Origin of the sequence: Haloarcula sp. 1CSR25-25 (assembly GCF_032027985.1) — an archaeon.
In the GTDB taxonomy this organism is placed as follows: Archaea; Halobacteriota; Halobacteria; order Halobacteriales; family Haloarculaceae; genus Haloarcula.
The window spans coordinates 58,995-83,121 of sequence record NZ_JAHYBW010000005.1 but is presented as its reverse complement, the minus strand read 5'-3'; the positions used below and the strand labels follow the sequence as shown (position 1 = coordinate 83,121).

At 67.3% G+C, this 24,127-nt stretch carries 25 protein-coding genes; 11 read left to right on the top strand and 14 right to left on the bottom strand.

The window, feature by feature from the left end; all coding sequences use genetic code 11:
* Window positions 1-62 precede the first annotated feature (62 nt).
* Window positions 63-1,127, bottom strand: coding sequence for a Brp/Blh family beta-carotene 15,15'-dioxygenase (locus KZ498_RS14935; RefSeq protein ID WP_312619824.1), 1,065 nt, complete (start codon window positions 1,125-1,127; stop codon window positions 63-65).
* A gap of 148 nt (window positions 1,128-1,275) precedes the next feature.
* Here KZ498_RS14935 and KZ498_RS14930 point away from each other — a divergent pair, with 148 nt between their 5' ends.
* Window positions 1,276-2,799: a phytoene desaturase family protein gene (locus KZ498_RS14930; protein ID WP_312619822.1), complete on the top strand. Its 1,524-nt coding sequence runs from the start codon at window positions 1,276-1,278 to the stop codon at window positions 2,797-2,799.
* 117 nt (window positions 2,800-2,916) lie between these two features.
* Window positions 2,917-3,465, top strand: coding sequence for a hypoxanthine/guanine phosphoribosyltransferase (gene hpt / locus KZ498_RS14925; protein WP_312619821.1), 549 nt, complete (start codon window positions 2,917-2,919; stop codon window positions 3,463-3,465).
* Window positions 3,466-3,486: 21 nt separating this feature from the next.
* Here hpt and KZ498_RS14920 read toward each other — a convergent pair whose 3' ends face one another.
* Window positions 3,487-3,789, bottom strand: a complete 303-nt coding sequence (locus KZ498_RS14920) for a hypothetical protein (RefSeq protein WP_312619819.1) — start codon at window positions 3,787-3,789, stop codon at window positions 3,487-3,489.
* A gap of 117 nt (window positions 3,790-3,906) precedes the next feature.
* Here KZ498_RS14920 and KZ498_RS14915 point away from each other — a divergent pair, with 117 nt between their 5' ends.
* From KZ498_RS14915 to KZ498_RS14905, 3 genes are all read left to right on the top strand, one after another.
* Window positions 3,907-4,326 carry a disulfide bond formation protein B gene (locus KZ498_RS14915; RefSeq protein ID WP_312619818.1) on the top strand — a complete coding sequence of 140 codons (420 nt, stop codon included), beginning with the start codon at window positions 3,907-3,909 and terminating at the stop codon, window positions 4,324-4,326.
* 62 nt (window positions 4,327-4,388) lie between these two features.
* Window positions 4,389-5,420 (top strand): aldo/keto reductase, encoded by a 1,032-nt coding sequence (locus KZ498_RS14910; protein WP_312619817.1) that lies wholly within the window; start codon window positions 4,389-4,391, stop codon window positions 5,418-5,420.
* A gap of 123 nt (window positions 5,421-5,543) precedes the next feature.
* Entirely contained in the window at window positions 5,544-7,481 is a 1,938-nt protein-coding gene (locus KZ498_RS14905; protein ID WP_312619815.1) for an ABC transporter ATP-binding protein, read from the top strand.
* A 113-nt stretch (window positions 7,482-7,594) separates the two neighbouring features.
* Here the strand turns inward: KZ498_RS14905 and KZ498_RS14900 are convergent, their stop codons facing one another.
* From KZ498_RS14900 to KZ498_RS14885, 4 genes are all read right to left on the bottom strand, one after another.
* Window positions 7,595-7,792: a hypothetical protein gene (locus KZ498_RS14900; protein ID WP_312619813.1), complete on the bottom strand. Its 198-nt coding sequence runs from the start codon at window positions 7,790-7,792 to the stop codon at window positions 7,595-7,597.
* A 471-nt stretch (window positions 7,793-8,263) separates the two neighbouring features.
* Window positions 8,264-9,076, bottom strand: coding sequence for an endonuclease III (gene nth, locus KZ498_RS14895; RefSeq protein ID WP_312619812.1), 813 nt, complete (start codon window positions 9,074-9,076; stop codon window positions 8,264-8,266).
* Window positions 9,077-9,526: 450 nt separating this feature from the next.
* Complete coding sequence (locus KZ498_RS14890; RefSeq protein ID WP_312619810.1) at window positions 9,527-10,303, bottom strand: SAM-dependent chlorinase/fluorinase; 777 nt, start codon at window positions 10,301-10,303, stop codon at window positions 9,527-9,529.
* Complete coding sequence (locus KZ498_RS14885) at window positions 10,303-10,869, bottom strand: nicotinamide-nucleotide adenylyltransferase (protein ID WP_312619809.1); 567 nt, start codon at window positions 10,867-10,869, stop codon at window positions 10,303-10,305. The genes KZ498_RS14890 and KZ498_RS14885 overlap by 1 nt, the downstream gene beginning before the upstream one ends.
* Before the next feature lie 169 nt (window positions 10,870-11,038).
* On the opposite strand from KZ498_RS14885, the gene lonB reads away from it, so the two are divergent.
* Both lonB and KZ498_RS14875 read left to right on the top strand, forming a co-directional pair.
* Entirely contained in the window at window positions 11,039-13,171 is a 2,133-nt protein-coding gene (lonB, locus tag KZ498_RS14880; protein WP_312619808.1) for an ATP-dependent protease LonB, read from the top strand.
* Window positions 13,172-13,993: a CPBP family intramembrane glutamic endopeptidase gene (locus tag KZ498_RS14875; RefSeq protein WP_312619806.1), complete on the top strand. Its 822-nt coding sequence runs from the start codon at window positions 13,172-13,174 to the stop codon at window positions 13,991-13,993.
* On the opposite strand, the gene KZ498_RS14870 is transcribed toward KZ498_RS14875, so the two are convergent.
* Both KZ498_RS14870 and KZ498_RS14865 read right to left on the bottom strand, forming a co-directional pair.
* Window positions 13,990-14,493 (bottom strand): MGMT family protein, encoded by a 504-nt coding sequence (locus tag KZ498_RS14870; RefSeq protein WP_312619805.1) that lies wholly within the window; start codon window positions 14,491-14,493, stop codon window positions 13,990-13,992. The genes KZ498_RS14875 and KZ498_RS14870 overlap by 4 nt on opposite strands.
* A gap of 84 nt (window positions 14,494-14,577) precedes the next feature.
* Window positions 14,578-15,585, bottom strand: coding sequence for a deoxyhypusine synthase (locus KZ498_RS14865; RefSeq protein ID WP_312619804.1), 1,008 nt, complete (start codon window positions 15,583-15,585; stop codon window positions 14,578-14,580).
* Window positions 15,586-15,732: 147 nt separating this feature from the next.
* Between KZ498_RS14865 and KZ498_RS14860 the strand changes: the two genes are divergently transcribed.
* Window positions 15,733-16,425, top strand: a complete 693-nt coding sequence (locus KZ498_RS14860; protein WP_312619803.1) for an AzlC family ABC transporter permease — start codon at window positions 15,733-15,735, stop codon at window positions 16,423-16,425.
* Window positions 16,415-16,756, top strand: coding sequence for an AzlD domain-containing protein (locus KZ498_RS14855; protein WP_312619802.1), 342 nt, complete (start codon window positions 16,415-16,417; stop codon window positions 16,754-16,756). Before KZ498_RS14860 ends, KZ498_RS14855 begins: the two co-directional genes overlap by 11 nt.
* Window positions 16,757-16,896: 140 nt before the next feature.
* Here the strand turns inward: KZ498_RS14855 and KZ498_RS14850 are convergent, their stop codons facing one another.
* From KZ498_RS14850 to KZ498_RS14835, 4 genes are all read right to left on the bottom strand, one after another.
* Window positions 16,897-17,331 carry an ester cyclase gene (locus KZ498_RS14850; RefSeq protein ID WP_312619801.1) on the bottom strand — a complete coding sequence of 145 codons (435 nt, stop codon included), beginning with the start codon at window positions 17,329-17,331 and terminating at the stop codon, window positions 16,897-16,899.
* Between the two features lie 185 nt (window positions 17,332-17,516).
* Window positions 17,517-18,080 (bottom strand): transcription elongation protein SprT, encoded by a 564-nt coding sequence (locus KZ498_RS14845; RefSeq protein WP_312619800.1) that lies wholly within the window; start codon window positions 18,078-18,080, stop codon window positions 17,517-17,519.
* 4 nt (window positions 18,081-18,084) lie between these two features.
* Entirely contained in the window at window positions 18,085-18,852 is a 768-nt protein-coding gene (locus KZ498_RS14840; RefSeq protein ID WP_312619799.1) for a Nif3-like dinuclear metal center hexameric protein, read from the bottom strand.
* A 51-nt stretch (window positions 18,853-18,903) separates the two neighbouring features.
* A complete protein-coding gene (locus KZ498_RS14835) occupies window positions 18,904-19,617 on the bottom strand; it encodes a hypothetical protein (RefSeq protein WP_312619798.1) in 714 nt (237 codons plus the stop codon).
* A gap of 181 nt (window positions 19,618-19,798) precedes the next feature.
* On the opposite strand from KZ498_RS14835, the gene KZ498_RS14830 reads away from it, so the two are divergent.
* A complete protein-coding gene (locus KZ498_RS14830) occupies window positions 19,799-20,671 on the top strand; it encodes a CheF family chemotaxis protein (protein WP_312619797.1) in 873 nt (290 codons plus the stop codon).
* Window positions 20,672-20,740: 69 nt separating this feature from the next.
* Here the strand turns inward: KZ498_RS14830 and KZ498_RS14825 are convergent, their stop codons facing one another.
* Entirely contained in the window at window positions 20,741-21,709 is a 969-nt protein-coding gene (locus KZ498_RS14825; RefSeq protein ID WP_312619796.1) for an alpha/beta fold hydrolase, read from the bottom strand.
* A 118-nt stretch (window positions 21,710-21,827) separates the two neighbouring features.
* Here KZ498_RS14825 and KZ498_RS14820 point away from each other — a divergent pair, with 118 nt between their 5' ends.
* The gene (locus KZ498_RS14820; protein ID WP_312619795.1) at window positions 21,828-22,853 is read left to right on the top strand and encodes an amidohydrolase family protein; all 1,026 of its coding nucleotides are present in this window, start codon (window positions 21,828-21,830) and stop codon (window positions 22,851-22,853) included.
* Window positions 22,854-22,897: 44 nt separating this feature from the next.
* Here KZ498_RS14820 and KZ498_RS14815 read toward each other — a convergent pair whose 3' ends face one another.
* Window positions 22,898-23,911 carry an NAD-dependent epimerase/dehydratase family protein gene (locus tag KZ498_RS14815; RefSeq protein WP_312619794.1) on the bottom strand — a complete coding sequence of 338 codons (1,014 nt, stop codon included), beginning with the start codon at window positions 23,909-23,911 and terminating at the stop codon, window positions 22,898-22,900.
* Between the last annotated feature and the right edge of the window lie 216 nt (window positions 23,912-24,127).

The following is a 24,127-nucleotide window of genomic DNA, read 5'->3' as shown; positions in this document are numbered from 1 at the left end:
TTTTTATACAGTTCCTGTCACACAGCCACGGCCCTCGTCGGTGGTACCGAACGAAGTCGGCCCTACGGCACGTACCAGATGCCCCGGTCACGGTCGAGGAGCGACCCGACGACGATGTGCGGGAGCGCGACGATGCTGATGAACATACTCCAGAACGCAACCGCGCCGGGGAGTACGTTGCCCGTCCCCAGCGGGTTCGGGAACGCCCAGTAGACGCCGACGAGGACGCCGAAGGTGGCCAGCGCCCCGACGACGAGGACGACCCAGGCACGCAGTGCGACGGTCGAGGGGTCCGCGCCGCCGAGCAGGTCCCAGCGCTCGTCGCCGACCGGCTCTGTCTCGACGGACGCCGTCCGCGCCACCTGTCGGGCGGAGTACCAGAACGGGAAGTACAGGCCGACGGCGACGAGGACCGGGACGAACGCGAAATAGGCCGCCAGCAGGAGCGACTCCCCCGCGTCGACGAGCCAGGAGCGGCCGCCGCCGCGCACGTAGCCAAGAAGGATATGCGCCGTCAGTGCGAGACCGTAGCCCGACCCGACGACGAGCCGGGTCGTGTCGAACGAGCCCGCGTACGGCGCGAGCGCTCCCGGGTCGACGAGCCCGACCATCAGCGAACTGAACGCGTGGAACGTCTCCGGCCAGAACACGATGGGGACGAGCATCACCGCGCCGCCGCGGACGGCCGCCGCCAGCCAGCGCTGGAACCGCGTCTGCAGGTGGTCGGTGCCGCTCGTAGCCGCTAACACCTGCCGGCCCCCCAGGCCGCCTTTCGCCATGGCGACGGTCAGTGCCAGCGCGAGGCCGGCGACTGGAGCCGCGAGGAACAGGCCGACGAACCCTCCGATGGCCGCCAGGTACACCGCGACGTACCGCCAGCGAAAGGAGGGGCGTCGGCGCCGGAGGTTCTCGAAGTGCTCGTACCCGCCGTGGGGGAGATTGAGCGCGACCATCCCGACGAGGTACACGACCATCTGAGCCCGGAGCGGGACCCTGACACCGACGGCGCCGAGGAGGCCGAAGGTGGCGGCAAGTACCAGCAGGCTCGCCCGCGAGAGCCAGAGCGACGGGTGACGGTCGGTGTCCCGATGCCGCTGCCAGACGGACCCCAGGCTGATTGTTCGCATACAGCGAGGCTAGGGAAAAGTCCATCATAAACGAAACAAGCGATTCCAGGGAACTGGGAACGCCCAGTGGATTAATTTCGGCAGTGACTGTTGTGAGCTCCTGGGAATCCGAGGAACCCTTTTTCAGGCATAGTCGCTAGCGGCGGATATGCGTGATGGCCTCCCTCGCGACCTGACGGTGACAGTGGTCGGCGGCGGCTTCGGCGGCCTCTCGGCCGCGTGCTACCTGGCCGACGCCGGGGCCGACGTGCGACTGCTCGAGCGCCACGACCGCCTCGGCGGCCACGCGGGCGTCCTCGAACGCGACGGCTTCCGGTTCGACACGGGCCCGTCGTGGTACCTGATGCCCGACGTGTTCGAGCGCTTCTTCGACCACTTCGACCGCGAGCCCACGGACTACTACGACCTGGAGCGGCTGGACCCCCAGTATCGGGTGTTCTGGAAGGACGGCGACCGCGTGACGATGCGGCCGAACCGAGAGAACGCCCACGAGGTGTTCGAGTCCTACGAGGACGGGGCCGGCGACGCGCTGGCCGACTACCTCGACACGGCCGAGCGCAACTACGACCTCGCGATGGACCGGGTCGTCTACGAGGGCCGCGAGCGGTTGCGTGACTACGTCGACACCGACCTCCTCCCGCTCGCGCCGCGGGCGCGGCTGTTCGGCTCGATGGACGACTACGTCGGTCGCTACGTCGACCACCCCAAGCTCCGGCAGTTGCTCGAATACACGCTGGTGTTTCTCGGCGGGGCTCCCCACAACACCCCGGCGCTGTACAGCATCATGAGCCACGTGGACCTGAACATGAACGTGTTCTACCCGGAGGGCGGCATCGCCGGCGTCGTCGACAGCCTCGGGTCGCTGGCTCGCGAACTCGGCGTCGACGTTCGGACCGGGACCGAGGTCCAGCACATCGCCGGCGAGGCGAGGGCGTTCGAACTGACCACCGAGGACGGTGTCGTCGCCTCAGACCTGGTGGTCAGCAACGCCAACCCGGCCTACACCGAGCAACACCTGCTCGACCCCGCCGCGCGCGACCACGACCCCGAGTACTGGGACGACCAGACCTACGCGCCCTCGGCGTTCATGCTGTACCTCGGCGTCGAGGGCGACGTGGGGCCGCTGGCACACCACTCGCTGGTGTTGCCGACGGACTGGGACGACCACTTCGAGCGGATATTCGACCGGCCGGCCTGGCCCGACGACCCCGCCTACTACCTCTCTGTCGCGTCGAAGACCGACGAGACGGTCGCCCCGGACGACCACCACGCCGTCGTCGTCCTCGTCCCCATCGCGCCGGGGCTGGACGACGGCCCCGAGGTTCGCCAGGAGTACCGGGAGTTCGTCCTCTCCGACCTCGCCGAACAGACCGGCGTGGACCTGCGGGACCGCATCGTCGTCGAGGAGTCGGCGTGTGTCAGCGAGTTCGCCGAGCAGTTCGGCGACCCGCAGGGGACGGCGCTCGGGCTGGCCCACACCCTGTTCCAGACCGGGCCGCTCCGCCCCGGCCACCGCGCCGGCCTGGAGGGTCTCTACTACACCGGGGCCTACACGACGCCCGGCATCGGGATGCCGATGTGTCTCATCAGCGGCGAACACACGGCCCGGGACGTCATCGAGGACAGCCCCTTCGAGACGGGGCGGGACCGCTCGACCTCGACGGCGGACTGACGCCGTCCCTCCCAATCGCCGGTTTTCACAGCCCACCCGGGGGAGACGTGAGACGGTGACACACGTTCCACAGCCCAGCCTCGAACGGTTTATTGTCCCCCTTCAGGTAACGGAGGCATGGAGAAGCTCCGCGAGTCGCTGCACGAGGCCCCGATAATCGACAAGGACGGGTACGCCTACCTGGTCCACCCGCTCAGCAACGGCGTGCCGATGCTGGAGCCGGAACTCCTCCGCGAGGTCGTCGTCGGCGTGACGCGGGCGGCCGACCTCGACGTGGACAAGATCGTCGCGCCGGAGGCGATGGGCATCCACATCGCGACCGCGCTCTCGCTGCAGACCGACATCCCGCTCGTGGTCATCCGCAAGCGGTCCTACGGCCTCGACGAGGAGGTCCCGCTGCACAAGACCACCGGCTACTCCGAGTCGGAGATGTTCATCAACGACATCGAGGCGGGCGACGACCTGCTCATCGTCGACGACCTGCTCTCGACCGGAGGGACGATGGCCTCCATCTGCGAGGCGCTGGACGGCATCGGGGCGAACATCTCGGATATCGTCGTCGTCTTCCGGAAACAGGGCGAGTCGGCGCTTGACGACACCGACTACGAGGTGACCAGCCTGGTCGACATCTCGGTCGACCAGGACGGCGTGACCATCCACGACTGAGCCGACACCTGCCGCGAGACGTTACCCCTGCTCGACGGCGGCGGCCATGTGTTGCCGTGCCTCCTCGGTCGTCATCCCGCGGACGCCACACGCACAGGAGAGCAGTTCGGGGTCGGTCAGGTCGTCGACCTCCTCTGCGCTTGCCCGTTCGAGCACGTCCTCGCCTGCGTCGTAGTCGAAGGTCACCCGGTAGGTGACCTGTGCCACGCCCTCTATCCGGTGGGACTCGTCGGGGTCCGGGTTCGAAATGGCCTCGGCGTGCTCTTCCTGCATCGCCGACTTCCACTGTTCGAGGTTCGCCTCGGGGTCCGAGTCGTCGGGCATACGCTTGCTGTCGGCGGGGGGAGTGAAAAAGCGAGTGTTGCCGAGCCAGTCAGGCCGACGCCGTGGGACGGGTCGGTTCTCGGAACGCTTTTTTCGCCGGCCGCCGCCGGTTTTGCCGTGTCCGAAGCGCGACGTGTCTCCCACCGCCCTCGGCTCCTGTTGACTGCCGCGACTGTCGTCGCCACCGTTGCGACGGCCGGCAGCCTCTATCTCTCCCTTGGGCTGGGGCTGACGCCCTGCCGCCTTTGCTGGTACCAGCGAATATTGATGTATCCCATGGTGGTCGTCCTCGGCGTCGCCGCCGTCGAGAACCGCCCCGGCGTCGTCCGGACGGCGCTGCCGCTGTCGGTGCCAGGAGGGGCCATCGCGGCCTACCACTCCTGGCTGCAGGTGAGCCAGACGACCTGCGGCCTCGGGGCGGTCAGTTGCACGCAGATACAGTACCGCGTGCTCGGGCTGACCGTGCCGAACCTCTCGCTTGTGGCGTTTCTGTTGGCGACCGGGCTGGTCGTCGTGGCGTCCACGGTGCGGTCGTAGGATACCGGACGGCGTTCGCCGGGACCGCGCCTCTTTTTCCGACAGCCCGTCGTCCCCCCGATATGGAGTACACCAGACTCGGTTCGACCGGGACGACGGTCTCACAGCTGTGTTTCGGCACCTGGCGCTTCGGCCGGGAGACCGGCGGCGTCGTCGAGACCGACCGCGAGCAAGCACACGAACTGCTCGACGCGGCGTGGGAACGGGGCATCAACTTCATCGACACCGCCAACGTCTACGGCCATCCCAACGGGACCAGCGAGGAGTACATCGGCGAGTGGCTGGCGGACTACGACCGCGAGGACTTCGTCGTCGCCTCGAAGGTGTACTTCCCCTTCGACGGTCGCGGCGAGCCCGGTCCCAACGACTCCGGCCTGGGCCGCAAGCACATCCGCGCCCAGATTCAGGGGACGCTGGACCGCCTCGACACGGACTATCTCGACCTCTACTACATCCACCGCTGGGACGAGGCGAGCGACATCGAGGAGACGCTGTCGACGCTCGACGACCTCGTCCGCGCGGGGAAGGTCCACCACCTCGGCGCGTCGACGATGGCCGCCTGGCAGCTGACGAAGGCGCTCTGGAAGAGCGACGTCGAGGACTACGAGCGCTTCGAGGTGACACAGCCGCTGTTCCACGCCGGCTACCGCGACGACGTCAAAGAGTACCTCGACGTCTGTGCCGACCAGGACGTGGCCGTCTGTCCGTACTCGCCGCTGGCCGGCGGCTTCCTCACGGGCAAGTACGAGCGCACGGACGACGACGACCCGACGGCCTTCGAGGGACCGGAGGGCTCTCGGGGCGACATCTACGACTCCTTCGAGGACTACTACCTCTCGGAGCGCGGCTGGCACGTCCTCGACGAACTCCGCGCCGTCGCGGACGAACTCGACGCCACGCCCGCCCAGGTCGCGCTGCGCTGGCTCATCGAGCAGCCGGACATCACCTGCGTCCCCATCGTCGGCGCCCGCACGGTCGACCAGCTCGACGAGAACGTCGGCGCGACCGACATCTCGCTGTCCGACGACCAGTTCAACCGCATCGTGAGCGCCCGCTACGCCGAGGACGGCGAGCGCTGGGGCCACCGTCAGTAACTGGTCGGCCGTGTCCCACTGCGGTCCCGTGGCCTGGCGGGTACGACGTCGGACGGCCGGAACGAGGCCGGCCGGGACGGTCCACCCGTGCCCTCTTGTATCACCCAGGAGAGGTGCAGTGATATGAGAGAGGACCGCGAACGGGCTGCCGACGACTCAGCGGGGGCCGGGACGTGGTCGGAGAAACCGGTGTGGCGGCTGTACACCGAGTACGGAGTCGCTCGGCACTACGCCGTTCTCGGCGCCGTCGCGACGGTTCTCGGCCGAGCGTTCAGTCTCGTTCCGGCGTTCGTCATCGGGCTGGCCGTCGACACGATATTCCTCGCCGAGCGGCCCTACGAACTCCCGCTGGTGCCGGCCGGCCTCGTTCCGGCCACCGACGTCGAGCAACTGTACTTTTCCGTCGCCATCCTCGTGGGCGCGACCGTCAGCGGAGCGGCCACCTCGTGGGTCGAGGACTGGGGCTGGAGCGTCTTCGCCCAGCGCGTCCAGCGCGACCTCCGGGTCGACGCCTACGAGCGGTTGCAGGACCTCGAACTCGCCTACTTCACGAGCCGTCGGACTGGCGACATCATGAGTGTCCTCAACAACGACGTGAACGCGCTGGAGACGTTTCTGGAAGACGGGCTCAGTGCGACGCTGTGGATTCTCGCCACCGTCGGCGGAATCGGAATGATTCTGGTCGGGTTGAACGCCCCGCTGACGGCGATAACCCTGCTGCCGCTTCCGGTGCTCGCGGTCTTTACGCTGGTGTTCACCCGGCTCATCGAGCCGCGCTATCTCTCGATTCGCGAGGAGATCGGCGACCTCAACTCCCGCCTGGAGAACAACGTCAGTGGCATCGAGGTCATCAAAAGCGAGGGCGCCGAGCGGTACGAGGCCGGCCGGGTGGCTCAGGCTGCCAGTGAGTATCTCGCCGCCAACCTCTCGGCGATCAAGGTCCGAATCACGTACTTCCCGGGATTGAGTGTGATTTCCGGGGCCGGGTTCGCCATCACCTTTCTCGTCGGCGGGTTGTGGGTGCTCGAACGCCCGCCGCTCGGGCTGACGGGGACGCTCACTCCCGGCGCGTTCGTCACGTTCGTCATCTACGCCCAGCAGTTCCTCTGGCCGATTGTCAGGCTGGGCGATGTCGTCGACGACTACGAGCGGGCCAAGGCGGCCGGCAGCCGCGTTCAGGCAGTCCTCTCCCGGGACCCGGAAGTCAGGGACCGCCCCGGTGCCGGCCCCCTCGAAGTCGACACCGGCGCCGTAACCTACGACGGCGTCCGGTTCGCCTACTCGGAGGACACCGTGCTCAGCGGCCTCGACTTCGACATCGAGGGCGGGGCGACCGTCGGCGTGGTCGGCCCGACCGGCGCGGGCAAGTCGACGCTGCTGAAACTGCTGCCGCGGCTCTACGACGTCGACGAGGGCGCTGTCCGAATCGATGGCCAGGACGTCTGCGACGTGACCCTGCGGAGTCTGCGACGGTCCATCGGCTACGTCAGCCAGGAACCGTTCCTCTTTTTCGGCACCGTCCGGGAGAACGTCCGGTACGGCACCTTCGACGCGAGCGACGAGGAAATCGAGCAAGCCGCCCGGCGGGCCCAGGCCCACGAGTTCATCCAGAACCTCCCGCAGGGGTACGAGACGCTGGTCGGCGAGCGCGGCGTGAAGCTCTCCGGCGGGCAGCGCCAGCGCCTGGCGCTCGCGCGGACGATGCTCAAAGACCCCGCGCTCCTCATCCTCGACGAGGCGACGTCGGCCGTAGACACAGAAACCGAGGCGCTCATCCAGGACCGGCTGACCGAGTTTGCCGCCGACCGGACCACCTTCATCATCGCCCACCGGCTCTCGACCGTCAGAACTGCCGACCGGGTCCTCGTGTTGGATGACGGGACAGTTGTCGAGGACGGCACCCACGAGGAGTTGCTCGGGAGGGACGGCCTGTACGCGAACTTCTGGCGGGTGCAGACCGGGGACATCGCCTCCCTGCCCCGTGAGTTTCTCGAGCGGGCACTCAAGCGGCAGGCGGTCATCGACCGCGGTGGCCAGGAGTCGGAGGACCGACCGGACTGAGCGCGAGTCGGCCCCGCCGACGTCTCTGCGCGGTCCGTCTCGGCGGACGCTTCGGTGCACCGTTTCACACACGAGCCGGCTCTTCGTACAGCCGGTGTCGCTGGCCCCGGTCGTCACTGTGGACCGTCGTCTTCAGAGCACGTCGACAGCCCCCGAGAGGAGGTCCGCTCGGAGGAGTCGATGGCGTCGAGTTCCGTCCGGACCACGTCGGCGACTGCCGCGTCGTCAGCCGTGGTGGTCACGTCGACGACCCACGGCTCTGCGACCGGGTCACCGACCCGAGAGAGCAACTGGACGCCGCTGTAGGTCACGCCCCGCTCTGTTTCGAGACGGCGGGCTCTACTGCGTCATCGGGGACGACAGCTCCAGGGAAGGCACCATCTATGAACGACCCCGGACGAACTGTACGCACGGTTCGAGAACGCCGGTGGCTGGGAGGTCGCTTTCGCCTATCAGAAACTCTTCGAGCGACGGTGGAGTCGCAATCCCGTGTATGTCATCGGCGTTCAGCGGCGGTCGTTACTGTTCGGAATGACGGGACGGTACTTCGAGGGCCGACCGGGCGTCGCGCTTGATGCACCTGCGTCTGGTGACCGCGGCTGTGGGCAGGCCCATACGCGTGGATCCAGCGGCAGAGTGGCCGGCGAAACTGGCCTCGAAGGCGTCGGTTTCTGCGGGACAGACGCGGTAGCCGGGTCGCAGTGGACAACCGAGCAGCACCATTCCGGCCGGAGCGGACGCTCCCGGGGGAGCTTCGGCCGCGGGACGGGAACGCCAAGCCCTCACTCCGCTTCGGCGGGGTCGACGACCTCACCGGTGGCCGGATACACCCCGACCTGGTCGCAGTGGCCCGCCAGCGGGCAGGCGTCGGGGTCCTCCAGACAGGCTGGTTTTCTGGCCGTGCAGTACTCGCGGCCGAACTGAATCATCGCGGTGTGACCGAAGCCACATTTCTCCGCGGGTACGTCGCGCTCCAGGAACTCGCGGACCGTCTCGTGGTCGGCGTCGGGCGGGGCCAGCCCCATCCGGCGGGCGATGCGATGGACGTGCGTGTCCACCGGAAACACGCCGCCACGACCGCCTGCGAACAGCAGGACGCAGTCGGCGGTCTTCGGGCCGACGCCGTTCATGTCGAGCAGCGTCGACCGAACGTCCTCGGGGTCGCTAGTCCGGACGAACGCATCGAAGCCCGCCTCGCCGCCGTACTCCTCGCAGATACGGTCCGCCAGGGCGATGATGCGCTCGGATTTCTGGTTGTAGAGCCCGGCCGAGGAGATGGTCTCGGCGAGTTCTGGCTGGTCGGCGTCGGCTAACGCGCGGGCGAGGTCACCGTCGGTGCCGTCGCTCCCGTAGCGCGACATCAGTTCGTCGTGAGCGGGCTGGCTCGCCTTGTCGGAGGTGTTCTGGCTGAGAACCGTCCGGACCAGGCACTCGAAGGCGTCCCGGCCACCGTAGGTCTTCGTCCAGTACATCTCGCCGAGGCGGTCCACGACGGCCTCGGCCCGCGTGCCCGCCGTTTCCGGGTCGAACGTGGCCGACTGGCCGCCGCCAGCGGTTCCGCCGCTGATGTTCTCCGCTGGTTCCTCGTCGCTCATACCGAGAGCCAGGGCTGGTGGAAACAAAACGCCTGTCCCAAACGGCAGACCCGGTGCGTACTCTCCCGACACGCATCACTGTCAAGAATTGGCGGTTCCGGAGTGGTCCACGGCGAAGGACCTGAAATGGGGCGTCCTTGGGGCGAGACGCCCACGGGACAGACACGATAAGACTCGTGGCGCGCGGCGACGAGCTATGCCCACGGTGGTCGTCGCCGCTGAAGATGGTCGAGACTGACAGGTCAGCGTGCAGGCACGGCCCGGGCTCTCACCTCCTGTAGGGCGGCGGGTGCGCGGACGACAGGGACGGCGGCACCCGACTCGCTACGGCGACAGACGGACCGCCTCGACGTGACCTGTTCGTCCGGCATACGATTGTTTAGGCTACCCTAAAACACAAAAAGGCATCGATTTTTCGGCGGCCCTAAAACACCGGGTGGTCACACCTCGTCACAGCGACAGGGCCACCGCGTCCCCGGTCCGGACCCCGAACGCCTCGTCGCCGCGACCGCGGTTGACGGCGAGTTCGACGTTGCCGTGGCTGCCGACGGTGACGAGTCGCTGGCCCCGGTCGACGGCAGCGTACGCTCGCCGAACCGGGGCATCGCGCCCGTTGACGCCGATTGCTCCCCCGAATCCGTCCGCAAGCACCTCGCCTGGAATGTTCGTCACGGCGTTCCCGAAGTCGTCGACGACGAGCACCTCACCGGTCGCCCCGTCGCTGTCAACGGATGGCTCCGGGAATCGGAGGGCGACGTAGTCGTCAGTCCGGTCGGTCTCGGGCCGCGTTTCGACGGCGGCGACGCCGGTGTCGTGGACGGCCGCCGCGGCGGGCGCGAACACGTCCCGCCCGTGGAAGGTCGTGCTCGGGGGGTCGTCGTAGGCCCAGGTGAACACCTCGAACGCGTCCGGAGCGGTCCCGCCGTTCTCGGCCAGTTCGCGGGCGACCGGAACGAGGACGCCGTTGTCCGGGCCCACGAGCGCGTGCTCGCCCGCGCGGACGACGACGGCGCCCCTGTCAGTCCCGACGCCCGGGTCGACGACGACACAGTGGACCGCCGGGGGGAAGTACGGGAGCGTCTGCGTGAGCCAGAAGGCCGCCGCCCTGACGTCCTGGCGGGGAAAGTCGTGCGCGATGTCCTCGATGCGCGCGTCCGTCGCCTGGCAGATGACGCCTTTCATCGCCGCCGGATACGGCGACCCGAAATCGGAGCTCAGCGTTATCATCAGTCGTCGAGTTCGTCGAGCGATTCCGTGACCGATTCGCCGGTGGCGGCGTACCGTTCGAGCGAGTCGGTGTCCGAGACGTGCTGGAGCCGCTTGATGCCGTGGATCTCTTCGATGACCTCCACGACAGGCCGCGGGACCCGGTCGCGCCAGGACTCGTCGTCGATCATCCGCTGGCGGATCTCGCTGCCCTCCAGCCGGTCGCGGTCGAACATCGGCGACTGGCGGACCTCGATGCCGGACTCCTCGAACAGCCGGACGACGAGCGGGTTGTTCGAGTACGCCACGTCGAAGTCCGGACACATGCTCTCGACGTGGCTCACCCAGACGGCGTTGCGGTTGATGTCCTCGAGTGGCACGACGTAGGTCGTCAGGTCGTACTCCGCGACGGCCTTCGTGATCATCATGATCCGCTCACCGGCGGTGAAGGGGTCGTGTGTGGTGTGTGAATCGTCGGCGCTCCCGATTCCCAGGACGAGCTCGTCGACTTCCTCGGCAATCCGCTCGACCATCGAGTGATGGCCGTTGTGGTAGGGCTGGAAGCGACCGATGTAGAACCCACGCATACTCCCCAGTGGGTGTGGTGGTTTGATAAACCCGACGACGCGGTACTGCCGGAAACCTCACCGCTTGATTCGGGCGCTGTACTGCGGTTTCGGGGGTGGTGCAACAACCGACACGGGGAGAAAGTATATCAGTCGACAGGCCTTCCTTGTGTATGTTAGCAACGTTTGTATGAGCGACAACACCGACACCGACGCGACTCCCGACCCTGACCGGGAGGCATCCGACGCTGGGGAGGAAGAGGCGTCGACCAACGGGGCCAAACAGGACCCCGACGAACCTGCCTCTGAACCCTCTGCCGACGAGCCATCCGACCAGCCCGAGGACCGGTGGGGCGGCGAGGGAGAAACGTCCGAAACGACACTCGGAAGCGACGTCCAGGTTGACGGCGAGTCCGAACTGGAGGGAGACGAGGAGAACCTCCTCGGCGGTCTCGAGATCGACTCGACCGCAGACATCGAAGTGCCAGACCGACTCGTCGACCAGGTCATCGGGCAGGACCACGCCCGTGACGTGATCAAGAAGGCGGCCAAACAGCGCCGCCACGTGATGATGATCGGCTCCCCCGGGACGGGGAAGTCGATGCTCGCGAAGGCGATGTCTCAACTGCTTCCGCGGGAGGAACTGCAGGACGTTCTCGTCTACCACAACCCCGACGACGGCAATGAACCGAAGGTACGCACTGTCCCCGGCGGCAAAGGGGAACAGATCGTCGAGGCCCACAAGGAGGAGGCCCGCAAGCGCAACCAGATGCGGACCTTCCTCATGTGGATCATCATCGCTATCGTCATCGGCTACGCCCTGATCCTCGTCCAGCAAGTCCTGCTGGGGATTCTTGCGGCCGGTGTCATCTATCTCGCGTTCCGCTACGGGTCGCGTGGCAGCGACGCGATGATTCCGAACTTGCTGGTCAACAACGCCAACCAGAAGACCGCGCCGTTCGAGGACGCCACGGGCGCCCACGCCGGCGCGCTGCTGGGCGACGTGCGTCACGACCCGTTCCAGTCCGGTGGGATGGAGACGCCGAGCCACGACCGCGTCGAGCCCGGCGCCATCCACCAGGCCAACAAGGGCGTGCTGTTCGTCGACGAGATCAACACGCTCGACATCCGCAGCCAGCAGAAGCTGATGACGGCCATCCAGGAGGGCGAGTTCTCCATTACGGGCCAGTCCGAGCGCTCCTCGGGCGCGATGGTCCAGACCGAGCCCGTCCCCTGTGACTTCATCATGATCGCGGCGGGGAACCTCGACGCGATGGAGAACATGCACCCCGCGCTGCGCTCCCGTATCAAGGGGTACGGGTACGAGGTGTACATGGACGACACCATCGAGGACGACCCCGAGATGCGACGGAAGTACGCGCGCTTCGTCGCCCAGGAGGTCGAAAACGACGGTCGACTCCCACACTTCACCGAGGAGGCCGTCCAGGAGATCATCCTGGAGGCCCGGCGTCGCGCCGGCCGCAAAGGCCACCTCAGCCTGAAGTTCCGTGACCTGGGCGGACTGGTCCGCGTCGCCGGCGACATCGCCCGCGCCGAGGACCGCGACCGAACCGAGCGCGCGGACGTCCTGCAGGCCAAACGGCGCTCCCGGTCCATCGAGCAACAGCTCGCGGACAACTACATCGAGCGCCGCAAGGACTACGAGCTCACCGTCAACCAGGGCGACGTAATCGGCCGCGTCAACGGCCTCGCGGTCATGGGTGAGGACAGCGGTATCGTCCTCCCCGTCATGGCCGAGGTCAGCCCGTCACAGGGCCCCGGTCAGGTCATCGCCACGGGACAGCTCAAGGAGATGGCCGAAGAGGCCGTCCAGAACGTCTCGGCAATCATCAAGAAGTTCTCCGACGAGGACATCTCCGAGAAGGACGTCCACATCCAGTTCGTCCAGGCCGGTGAAGGCGGCGTCGACGGCGACTCCGCCTCTATCACGGTCGCCACCGCGGTCATCTCCGCGCTGGAGGACGTCCCCGTCAAGCAGAACCTCGCCATGACCGGCTCGCTGTCGGTCCGGGGCGACGTGCTTCCGGTCGGCGGCGTTACCCACAAAATCGAGGCGGCCGCCAAGTCCGGCCTCGATACGGTCATCATCCCCGAGGCCAACACCCAGGACGTGATGATCGAGGACGAGTACGAGGACATGATCGAGATCATCCCCGTCTCGCACATCTCCGAGGTCCTGGAGGTCGCACTGACCGGCGAAGCGGAGAAGGACTCGCTGGTCGACCGCCTCAAGTCCATCACGGGCAAGGCACTCGAACACGAGGTCGGCCGGCAGAGCGGCGGCAGCCCGAGTCCCCAATAGATGCCCGAGTGGGCCGCGTTCGTCGGCCTGACGGGATTCCTTTTAACTGCACTGCTCGGTCTCGCACGGCTCTCACAGGGAGCCGTGCGGGCCGACGGCGGCGTCTCGTCGACGCCTGACAGCGTCTCGATGCCCGATCGGGACCCGACCATCCCACGCTTCGAGACCGAGGAGGCAGCGGCCCAGCGGCGACAGATGCGCGACACGTTCGCCCCGAGTGACCTCTCGACCGGGGCGTTGCTGGCCAACGTCGCGTTCACGCAGGGGCTGTTCGGCGTGTTGCTGGTCGCCGGCGCGTTCTACTTCGAGATTCCGGCCGGCGCGTTCGGCATCACCACGGACGGGCTCTCGACGGGACTGCCGGCGGTGGCTGTCGGTATCGGCGCGGGGGTCGGCTTCTGGGTCGGCAACGAGGCCGCCGCCGCGCTGGCCGACGGCTTCGGCGTCGCCTTCGACGAGTCACTGCGGGAACTGCTCGCCCCGGACTCGGCCGGCGGCTGGGTCGTCCTGCTTGGCGGCGTTTTGCCGGTCATCGCACTCGTCGAGGAGCTCCTCTTCCGGGCGGCGGCTATCGGCGTCCCCGTCGCGGGACTCGGCGCGCCGGCGTGGGCGATGGCCGCCGTCGCCTCCGTCGCCTTCGCGCTGGGGCATGGCGCGCAGGGCCGGGCGGGCATCGTCGTCACCGGGACGCTGGGGCTGGCGCTTGCCGGCCTGTTCATCGCGACGAACAGCTTCCTCGCCGTCGTCGTCGCCCACTACCTGGTCAACGCCCTGGAACTGATTGTCCACGAGGGGCTGGGCGTCGACCGCTTCTGGGCCTAGAGGCCCTCGACGGCGCGTAGCTTCTGCTCGACGGGCGGCGGCGCGGCGCTCGGCCCGTCCCGAACCCGGTGGTCCGGAATCAACAGCGGCACCGGGTTCGCGGCCAGTGCCTCCCGGACCTGTATCAGGTCGTCCTCGTCGTCGGCGTCCAGGTCCGGCGTCATCCGCGCGACCTGCGTGACGGAGGCGTCCTCGCCGTAGGGAATCTCCCGGACGGCTTCGAGCACTGTGCGCTGGTCCGTCGGGACGGTGAGGCCGACGGTGACGTCGGTGAAGTCGTCCTCGACACCCTGGAGATACTCCTCGATTCGGTCCAACAGCGCGTGGTCCTCGCCGGCGTCGTCCTCGGGCTGGGACGGGAACGACAGCGAGATAATCCGGTCGCCGGCCTCCCCGATCTGGACGTACCGGTCGAGATACGACGACTCGCGGGCGTAGATTCCTGCGTCCCCGGTCGGTGCTTCCATACTATGGCCGTCGGCCGGTCGGCCCTTCAACATTCGGCATCGACGCCGGTCAGACCTGCACCGAGGGGTCAGCCGCGTCGCCGTCGCGCTCGGCGGGACCGTCAGGGAGGGCCGGGCTCACTCGCCGACCCGTTCGCGGGCCGCCGCCACGACCAGCGGGAGCGTGATCGTCGCGTCGGCGTACACCGAGACGTTCCGGGCATCCTTTTCGAGTTTGCCCCACGAGCGGGCCTCCTCCAGGGTCGCGCCGGAGAGGCCGCCGGTGTTCGAGGGGTCCATCGTCAGCTGGACGGCGTAGTCGTAGGCGTCGGGCGAGATCAGCATCGTCTGGAGGACGTAGTTCTTCGGGACACCGCCGCCGACGACCATCGCTCCAGCACTCTGGGCCTCGTAGGCGATGTCCGTGATCTGAGTCATATCCGCCAGCGCGTCGACGGTGAACTCGCTGGTCTGGGAGTACATCCAGGCCTGGAGGCCGAGCACCGAGTCCTGGAAGGCCGGGCAGTACACCGGGACGTCGTTCTCGTAGGCGGCCGCCAGCACGCCGGCGTCTTCGGGGACGGCCTCGCGCTCGTTGACCTCGCTGTTGGCCCGGCCGAGTGCCTCGGTCATGCGCTGGATCGAGACCGCGCCCTCGTCTTCCAGCGTCGAGAACACCTCGTCGCGGAGGTGGGACTCGAACAGGGCGAAATGCTCCTGTGGCAGGTAGACGTTGTAGATGCGGTCGACGCCCTCGTCCCGGAGCGTCTCGTCGTGTTCGCGCTCGGTCCGACCCTCCGGCGTGACCTCGCCGTGGTGGTGCTTGCCGCCGATGGCCTCGATGCTGTCGTGGGTGCAGTTCGCGCCCGTCGTGACCAGCACGTCGATGTGACCGTCGCGGATGAGTTCGCTGACGATGGCCCGCATGCCGGTGGGGACCATCGCACCGGCCAGTCCGAAGAAGGTCGTCACGCCGTCGTCGAGCATCTCGCTGTAGATGTCGACGGCCTCGTGGATGTCACTCGCTCCGATGCCGGCCTCGCCGTAGCTGTCGGCCAGTTCGCCGACCGTCATCCCGGCCCGGGCTTCCGCGTGTCCGATGGGGTCGTGATGGAACGTCTCCCGCTCGTCGGTGTGGTCGCTCATTGGACGCCAGTCGGGTGCGCCGATGTTTCAACGTCGCGGTTCGCCGTGCGTGGTGGGTAATCGTCGGCTCGACCGTGTGACTCGTCCCCACATATCACACGGCGTCCGAAGCGGAGGCCTTAGCGTCACCGGCGCGGACCCGTCGGCATGGACACTACTGCGTTCCGCCACGGCGCCCGCGACGCGGTTCCGCTGTTGCTGGGAATCGTCCCCTTCGGACTCGTCGCCGGGATCGCCGCCGTCAACGCCGGGTTCGGGCTCCCGATGGCGGTCGGACTGTCCGTCGTCGTCTTCGCCGGCGCGTCCCAGATCGCCGCCCTGGAACTGCTCGGCCAGAACGCCCCGCTCTCCGTGGTCGTGGTGACGGCGGTCGTCATCAACCTCCGCTACCTGATGTACTCGGCGTCGATCGCGCCGTACTTCCGGGAGTTCTCCGCCCGGTGGAAGGCCGTGCTCGCGTACGTCCTGACCGACCAGGCCTACGCCATCTCCGTCGCCAGCTATCGGTCCGACCGCCCCGTCGACCGCAAGTGGTACTACCTCGGCGCGGCGGTCACACTGTGGGCTGTGTGGCAGGTCACCACCATTGCCGGCGCGTTGCTCGGGACCGGCGTCCCGGACGCCTGGGGGCTGGAGTTCGCTATCCCCCTTGTCTTTCTCGCCATCCTGGTCCCGGCTATCGAAGACCGGGCCTCAGCGGTCGCAGCCGTCGTCGGCGGTTCGCTGGCCGTCCTCGGCGCGGGCCTCCCGCTCAACCTCGGCCTGCTCGTCGGCTCGGGGGTCGGCATCACTGCCGGCGTGCTCACCGAGTCACTCGCGGAGGGGACCGATGGCGACTAGCTACGACCCGGCCGCGCTCGTCGCCGCCGTCGCGCTCGCCGGCGTCCTGACCTACGCCTGCCGGCTCTCCTTTATCGCGCTGTTCGGCCGTCTCGAGGAGATTCCGCCGGGCGTCGAGCGTCCGTTGCGGTTCGTCCCCGCGGCCGTCCTCGCGGCGCTCGTCCTCCCGTCGTTCGTGACCCTCGACGCCGCGAACTTCGCCACCGACAAGTTCGTCGCGGGAGCGCTCGCGGCGGGCGTGGCCTGGAAGACCGAGAACGTGTTCGCGACGATGGCGACGGGGATGGGTGTCCTCTGGGCGATCCGACTGCTGCTTTCTGCCGGCGTTTGACCGGAGGAATCCGGTGCTATACCGCGTGGGTCTGGAACCGCCTGCCCCGCTTCTGAAACGGGTTGTTGTAGATTCCGTCCGGATTACGCCGACTTCGAGGTCGGCGGATACCGGTGCATCGCTACAACAATCCGTCTCCGTCAGATTCTGAGGTGGGCGGGCGGGTCGACCGCTTCCAACTGTTCTAACAGGCCGAGTCGGTTCTCCTCGACCCACACCTCACTGATTTTTTCGTCTGTCAGCCGGTACATCGCCATCCCGGTCCACTCGACTTCGTGCCCGGTCGGCTCGACGTCGAGGTACTCCCCTTTGTGCGTTCCCGTCGCGGAGTAGCGAACAGCGACCGTATCGCCCTCCGTGATCATCGCGTGGGTCGTGCCGGCGTAGTCCGGGAACCGCTCGAAGTGTGACTCCAGGAACTCGATGACGTCCTCGGGACCGTGTAGTGTCTCGTGAATACCGTGCTCGACCACGTCGTCGGCCAGAATGTCGTCCAGCGTCTCCAGGTCTCGCTCGTTGAACGCGCGCAGGTATCGCCTGACGGTGTCCGCGTTCGAGGATTCGGTTGTTGACATTGTGTCACCTCACGCGTGGCGCCCCGGGCACCGGAACCGGAGTCCGGGCCGTGCCGGGAGCCCCACGACTGTGTTCGTCGCCAAGTGTGTTAGTCTTTAACATGGAAAGGCTGGGACCGGGCAGGTACGCAGCGACGTATCAGTGCTGTTTGGATGGTGGGCTGGGGGGAGATACCCGGCCGGAGTCAGTCCAGTTCCAGCGCCGCGCCACAGCAGTCCGACCGGTACTGCTCGCGTTGCTCGACGAGCTTGCAGTCCCGGTAGCGTCTGGCGACGAGGTCGCCACACGCCTCGCAGGTGAGAACGTGTTTCGGGTCGGTGAAGGACGGACAGTGGACGTCGGTGTCGAGCTGGTCGGCTCGCTCCCGGAAGGCCCGTCCGTGGTCGGTCGTCCCGTCGCGCTGGTACTGTTCGACGTGGACGAGTTCGTGGCGCAGCGTCGCTTCCCAGGCGGCCCGGTCGAAGTCCGAATACGCGTCCCAGGTGAGCGACACCGTGCACGGCAGCGGGCGGCCGTCGCTCCCGTCGACGCCGTCCCAGTCGTAGCGGTCGCCGACGGAGGCGTCGTCCAGTTTCGGCCGCTTGACCGCTGCGGCCCGGCGCTTGGCGCGATGAGAGACCTCCCAGTCGACGAGGTCGAACCGGACCGAGACGCCCCGCTCGCGGCGGACCCGGCGACAGTACTGCCGTGACCAGGCGACGAGGTCCGAATCCGAGCTGATGCCTTCGAACGAAACTTCCCCAGCCATCGCCTCAGAGGCCAGTCGGGCAGTCGACGTAGGTCGTCTCCAGCCCCCAGTCCTCGGCGACGGCTTGGAGCGACTGGACGCCGAACGTCTCCGTCGCGTAGTGGCCGGCGAGGACGACGTGAATCCCCTGCTCGCGTGCCTCGTGGAAGGCCTGCTGTTTCCCCTCGCCGGTGATGAGCACGTCGGCGTCTTTCTCGACCGCTTCCCCGAGCCAGTCGACGCCGCTGCCGGTGACGATGGCGACGTCCTCGACGGTCGACGGGCCGAAGTCCAGTACCTGGACGGACTGCCCACCGGTATCAGTGCTTCCTTCGAGGGTATCAGCGAGCTCGGAGACCGTCCGGGGCTCTGTGAGGGACCCACGCTGGCCGATGTACTCGCCGCCCATCGCTCCAAACGGCGCGCGGTTGTCGAGGTTCAGCAGGTCCGCGACGCCCGCGGCGTTGCCCAGCGACTGGTGGCCGTCCAGCGGGAGGTGAGCGACGTACAGCGCGAGGTCGTCGTCGACCAGTGGTGCGACCCGGCGGTAGTTGGTTCCGGTCACGCGCTCCATCCCGCCCCAGACGATGCCGTGATGGGTCACGAGCAGGTCGGCGCCCGCGTCGGCGGCCCGGTCGATGGTCTCGACGGCGGCGTCGACGGCGAAGGCGACGTGCTCGACCGGCTGGGTCGCCGGTCCGACCTGCAGGCCGTTCGGACTGGCGTCGATGTCGGCGTAGGCCTCGGTGTCGAGTCGGTCGTCGAGACGCGTCGCGATGTCTCCTGCGTTCATGGCGCGGGCTTCGAGAGGGGCGCTGGTATGCTTTTCTCTACCGGTGTCCGGCTATCCGTCCGAGTCGACCAGTTGTCCGTTCGTCTGCCCGATGAGGTCCCGGTCCACTGCGGTGTCGATGATGGCGTCGAACTGCTCTCCCTCGAGGTCGTAGGCGTTGATCGCGACCTCGCGGATCTCCGCGCGGTCGACGGGCATCTCCCGGTTCTTGAGCAGGCGCATCACCTTGTTGTACTCCAGTTTCGTCAGCGAAGGACTGTCGGCGCTGCCGTCGCTGTTCTCGCTGCTTCCGGCGTCCCCGCTCCCCGCCCCGGTCGCGGCTGTCCCTGTGTCGCCGTCTTCGGTCGACTCCGCAGTTCGCTGGTCTGTGGTGTCTGCCGCAGTCGTTTCCACCGCATCCGGCTCTGGTGTCGGCTCTCCTTTTCGCGCTGACTGCTCCAGCGGTTCCCGTTCGGGCGCGCTCGCGCTGTCGTCGCCGAGGAGCGAGCCGTCGTCGGCCGGTTCGACCACGCTGTCGGTAGTCGTCGGCTCGTCGGCCGTCGTCCCGGCATCGGCGACTGGCTCCGACGCCTCGCGGGCGTCCGCCTTCGCCGCCTCGACGGCCGGTTCGACGATTGTCGCGAGTTTCTCCCGACAGGTCGAGCAGAGAACGACGGTCCCCTGCTGTTCTGCCTCCGGGTCGAGCGATTTCGGGACAATCGGATACTCGGAGAGTGAGACGTCGAGCGCGCCGCCACAGAAGTAACACGACGATAGCTGGTCCATGCTCGCTAAGTGGAGATGCTGTTCACTAAAATGCTTATACCGGTATGGCTGCTACACCGACCGTGGCCATCCCGTCGGGCGTACTGTCACTGCGAACGGTAGCACGGAGGCCTGGATACTCCCAGGTCAGGCCGTTCCCCGTCCGTGCAGCCACGACGTCTGTGCCGAGAGGAGATCGACCGTGACCCGGACAATCGAACTCTCGACGACTGTGCTTTGCCCGTCCGTCTCCGCGGAACCGAGCCAGGCACAGTTTCGGCTCGACGCCGCAGGAATCGCTGTCGAGGGCGGCCAGCTCGCGGAGGAGGCCGGACTCGACGAGATATTCGATATTCGGCTGGGGCGGCCGCCACAGGCCGCGTCGGGGGCGCTCTCGGGGACGGTGCTCACAGTCGGGTTCGAACGCGGTGGCCAGCGCGTCGTCCTGTTCATAGACGGGACGGAATCGACGTTAGACCGGGTCAGCGGGCTGCTGTTCCGTCGGTTGCTCGACGGGACAGAGGTGGCCGTGTGCCACCCCGCGACAATCGGCGGGCGTGTGACAGAGCGCCGCTTCGAGATCGGCGAACTCCGAGTCACCCCCGGCAGAGTCGGGTGTACCGGTATCAGGCAACCGCTTAACGTCGACCTCGAGACCGTCGTGGGCGTCAGCCGCGCTGAAAAGGAACTCCTGGACCGTCAGGAACCGACTGTCGACCTCCGGTACGTCAGACAGGGCGTCGTCGTTGGGGTCGACCTGTCGCTGAACCCGCCACGGAAGCTCAATCTGCTCGGGCGGTACCTTCGGCGCAGATACGCTGGTCTGCGGCGGGAGCTGCGGGAGCTTGACCCCCCAGACCCGGTCGTCCGGACGCTGACGCGGCTCTACACACACGGGGGGCGCACAGACTCCAGGAGCGTACTGGCACGCGAATCGGCAGACCCGCCAGCCCTTCTCGCAGAGCTCATCGAGAACGACCTGGTGACGCTAGACGACGGCGAGGTGCGGTTAGACACGCTGGGATGGGTACTCGTCACCGAGCGGGCCGCCGGCGTCGGTGAGTCGGACGGCTGAGTGTCCGCCGATGCAACGGGGGCCAGCTCCGCCCACTCTGCGTATACTCTGTACTAATTCGCATACGCCTCAGTCGAGGAATCCCCGGACCAGTTCCGTGGCTTCGTCACCGGGCTCCAGCCAGGGCGTGTGGCCGTGCCCCGGCAGTTCGTGGAACGTGGCGTCCGGCATCTTCTCGGCGACGGGGCGACCGACGTCTGGCGGGTAGAAGGCGTCTGCCGTCCCCCAGACGAACTGCGTCGGGCGGTCGACCCGCACAATCTCGCTCCGGATATCGAACAGCGGATGCGCGCGGCCGTACGACCCCTGTGCGGTCGCCAGCGACCGCTGGCTTTCCCGGCGCCCGGGCAGGTCCTGGCCGGCGGCGAGCAGTTCGTAGAACACGTCGGGGATGGCCGAGGCGTCGACGACGTTGACTCGCTGCATCGACTGCTTCGCGTTCTCGACCGGGTCGCCGCGGTTGAGCAGCCACAGCAACACGCGGTTGAGGCCGCGGACCGTCAGGAGCCGAAACAGGAGCGGGAGGTCCCGCGAGACCCCGCCCGGCGCGCCCACCAGTTGCAGTCTGTCCACCCGGTCGTGGTCGATCGCGAGCAGGAACGACTGGAGGCCCCCGTGGGAGTTGCCGACCACGTGCGGGCGAGCAACGCCGCGGTCGTCGAGGAGGTCCAGCAGGTACGCGACCAGGAACGACCGGAGGTCCCGGCCGCGGTAGCTCGGAGCGGCCGAGAGGCCGAGGCCGGGCCGGTCGGGGGCGTACACGCGGTACTCGTCGGTGAGCGCCGGAAACAGCGGGAGCCACGTCGCCGCCGGCGTCCCGACCCCGTGAAGGAAGAGCACGGGGTCGCCGTCCGGGTTCCCGCCCACGAGATAGTGAACCCGGCCCGCGGCGTCCGTCTCGGTGACTCTGGACTCGACGGCGAGGTCGTAGCGGGCGGCGAGACGGGCCTGTGCGTCCGCGTACCGGCGCTCGGCCGGACGGGACCAGTCGTCGGGCGACAGCGCCCGGTCCTCGGGAACGGTAGTACCGGTGCTCATACGCGACCTGTCCGGCGCCGGGCGTATCAGTGTACCGCGGAGCGGGACCGACAGAGAAGGACTGGGGGATAGCTCCCGCTTCCATGGGACACATATAGCCCCGCTCCCTCCCTCCCACATGGAGACAATCGAGGGAACCGTCCTCGCAGGACGGTCGTTCGACCCGGTCCAGGGCCGCGTTGTCGTCGAGGACGGTCGCATATCGGCCGTCGAGGAGACACCCGAGCGCGAGAGCGACCAGAACCGCATCGTCCTGCCGGCGTTCGTGAACGCGCACACCCACGTTGGAGACTCGGTTGCCAAGGAGGCGGCTGTCGGACTTGGCCTGGAAGCGGCGGTGGTCCCGCCCGACAGCCTGAAACACCGACAGATCGCAGCGGCCGACGACGAGACGCTGATCGCCGAGATGCACCGCACGCTCCGGTTCATGCAGCGAACCGGCACCGCGGCGTTTCTCGACTTCCGTGAGTTCGGTGTCGACGGCGCAACCGCGCTCCGCGAGGCCGCCGCGGGACTCGATGTCGAGGCCTTCATCTTCGGGAGCGATGACCCCGCAGTGCTGGACGTAGCCGACGGGTTCGGTGCCAGCGGCGCGACCGACGATGATTTCACCGCCAGGCGTGCCGTCGCAGAGGAGCGCGCAGTCCCGTTCGCGATTCACGCCGGCGAACCGGACGCCACGGACATACACCCGGCGCTGGACCTGGAACCGGACCTGCTGGTCCACATGGTCCATGCCGAAGCGGAGCACCTCGAACGGGTGGCCGAGCAGGACGTGCCCATCGCCGTCTGTCCCCGTGCAAACCGCGTGCTCGGGGTCGGCCGGCCGCCCATCGAGACGCTCCTGGAGTACACTGACGTCGCACTCGGGACGGACAACGTGATGCTGAACGCACCATCCATGTTCCGTGAGATGGAGTACACCGCGAAGACGTTCGACCTCCCCTCGCGGACGGTGCTTCAGATGGCGACGACCGCTGGAGCCGAGGCAGTTGGCCTCGACTGTGGTGTCATCGAACCCGGCCGCCGGGCCGCACTGCTGGTACTCGACGGCGACTCGGACAACCTCTCGGCCGTCGCGGACCCGGTCGATGCGGTTGTTCGGCGAGCGTCCCCGCTGGATATCGAACGAGTTGTCTGCTGAAGCGGACGGCGGGACTATTCCCCATGCGTGGGAAGCCGCGCCGTTCACGGCGCGGAGGATGTCACCTGCAAGTCCATCCCGAGTTGGTCGATCTCCCAGGCAAGGTACTCTCGCAGCCCCTCCTCCAGGGGACGATGTGCAATCCCGAGCTCGCGCCTGGCTTTCGAGTTATCGACGAGGTACTGGCGCCCGGCAAAGAATTCCAGCATTTCTGCTTCCAACCCTTCGGGGGGCGTGGTGACCTGTTCGACGCCCCGCATCACGTTCGCCAGGACGCCGAACAGCCAGTCCGGAACGGTTCGCGGGACAGGAATCCCCGTGATGTCGCTTGCACTCCGTAACACGTCACCCATCGTCTGTGGCTCACTGGCTACGATGTACTCTTCGCCGGGCTGGCCTTTCTCCATCGCCAGGATGTGTGCTCGTGCCGCGTCCGAAACGTAATCGAAGGATAGCGTCCATTTTCGGGGAATCATCGGGAGGTCCTCCTGCAGGTAATCGCGGAACGCACCTCGTGCCGACCCGTAGAGTTTGTCGCGGGGACCATAGACCGCCCCCGGTTGCACGATGACAAGCGGAAGGCCGTCAGCCATCATCGGTCTCGCGACTTCGTAGTGGGCCTCCCACTTGGTGCGGAAATAGACGGCGAACGTCGGACACTCGGGGTCGACAGACTCGTCCACCGTCCGGCCGCTGGTTCCCGGATAGATACCGACTGTGCTGGTGTACACGCCTTTCTGAATGTCGAGTTCGTCCATGAGTTCCAGCACGTTTCGCGTCCCCTCGACGTTGATTCGTTCGGCCGTTTCAGCTTCGCGAGGGCCGGGCCCGACGTAGAACCAGGCGGCGATGTGGAACACGCCGTCGACCCCGGTCATCGAGTCCCGCATGCTGTCTTTCTCCGTGATATCGCCCTCGACGACCGTCACCTCGTCCGGCAGGTGGCTCGCGTTCGAGCGCGAGCGCGTCAGCGCGACAACGTCGTGCCCTTCGTCGGTTAACTGCTCCACCACGTGGGTCCCGATGAGGCCAGTCGCCCCTGTGACGAAATACCCCATAGTGTGACTGACGTTAACATATAACAAGTAAGTTAGGACGGGGGAGTACGTGAGACGTGTACGGCGGCCTGTGAGCGATATGTGCTCCGTATTCGCCGCCCTCCTAGCACGTTCTGGTACTGACAGGAGAGCCTACCGTTGGATACTCGGGCGTATTGTGCAGTCTGTTCTGTCTGAAATACGCCCTCTACGAAGGGTCGTCTGGCCCCCTGGTTA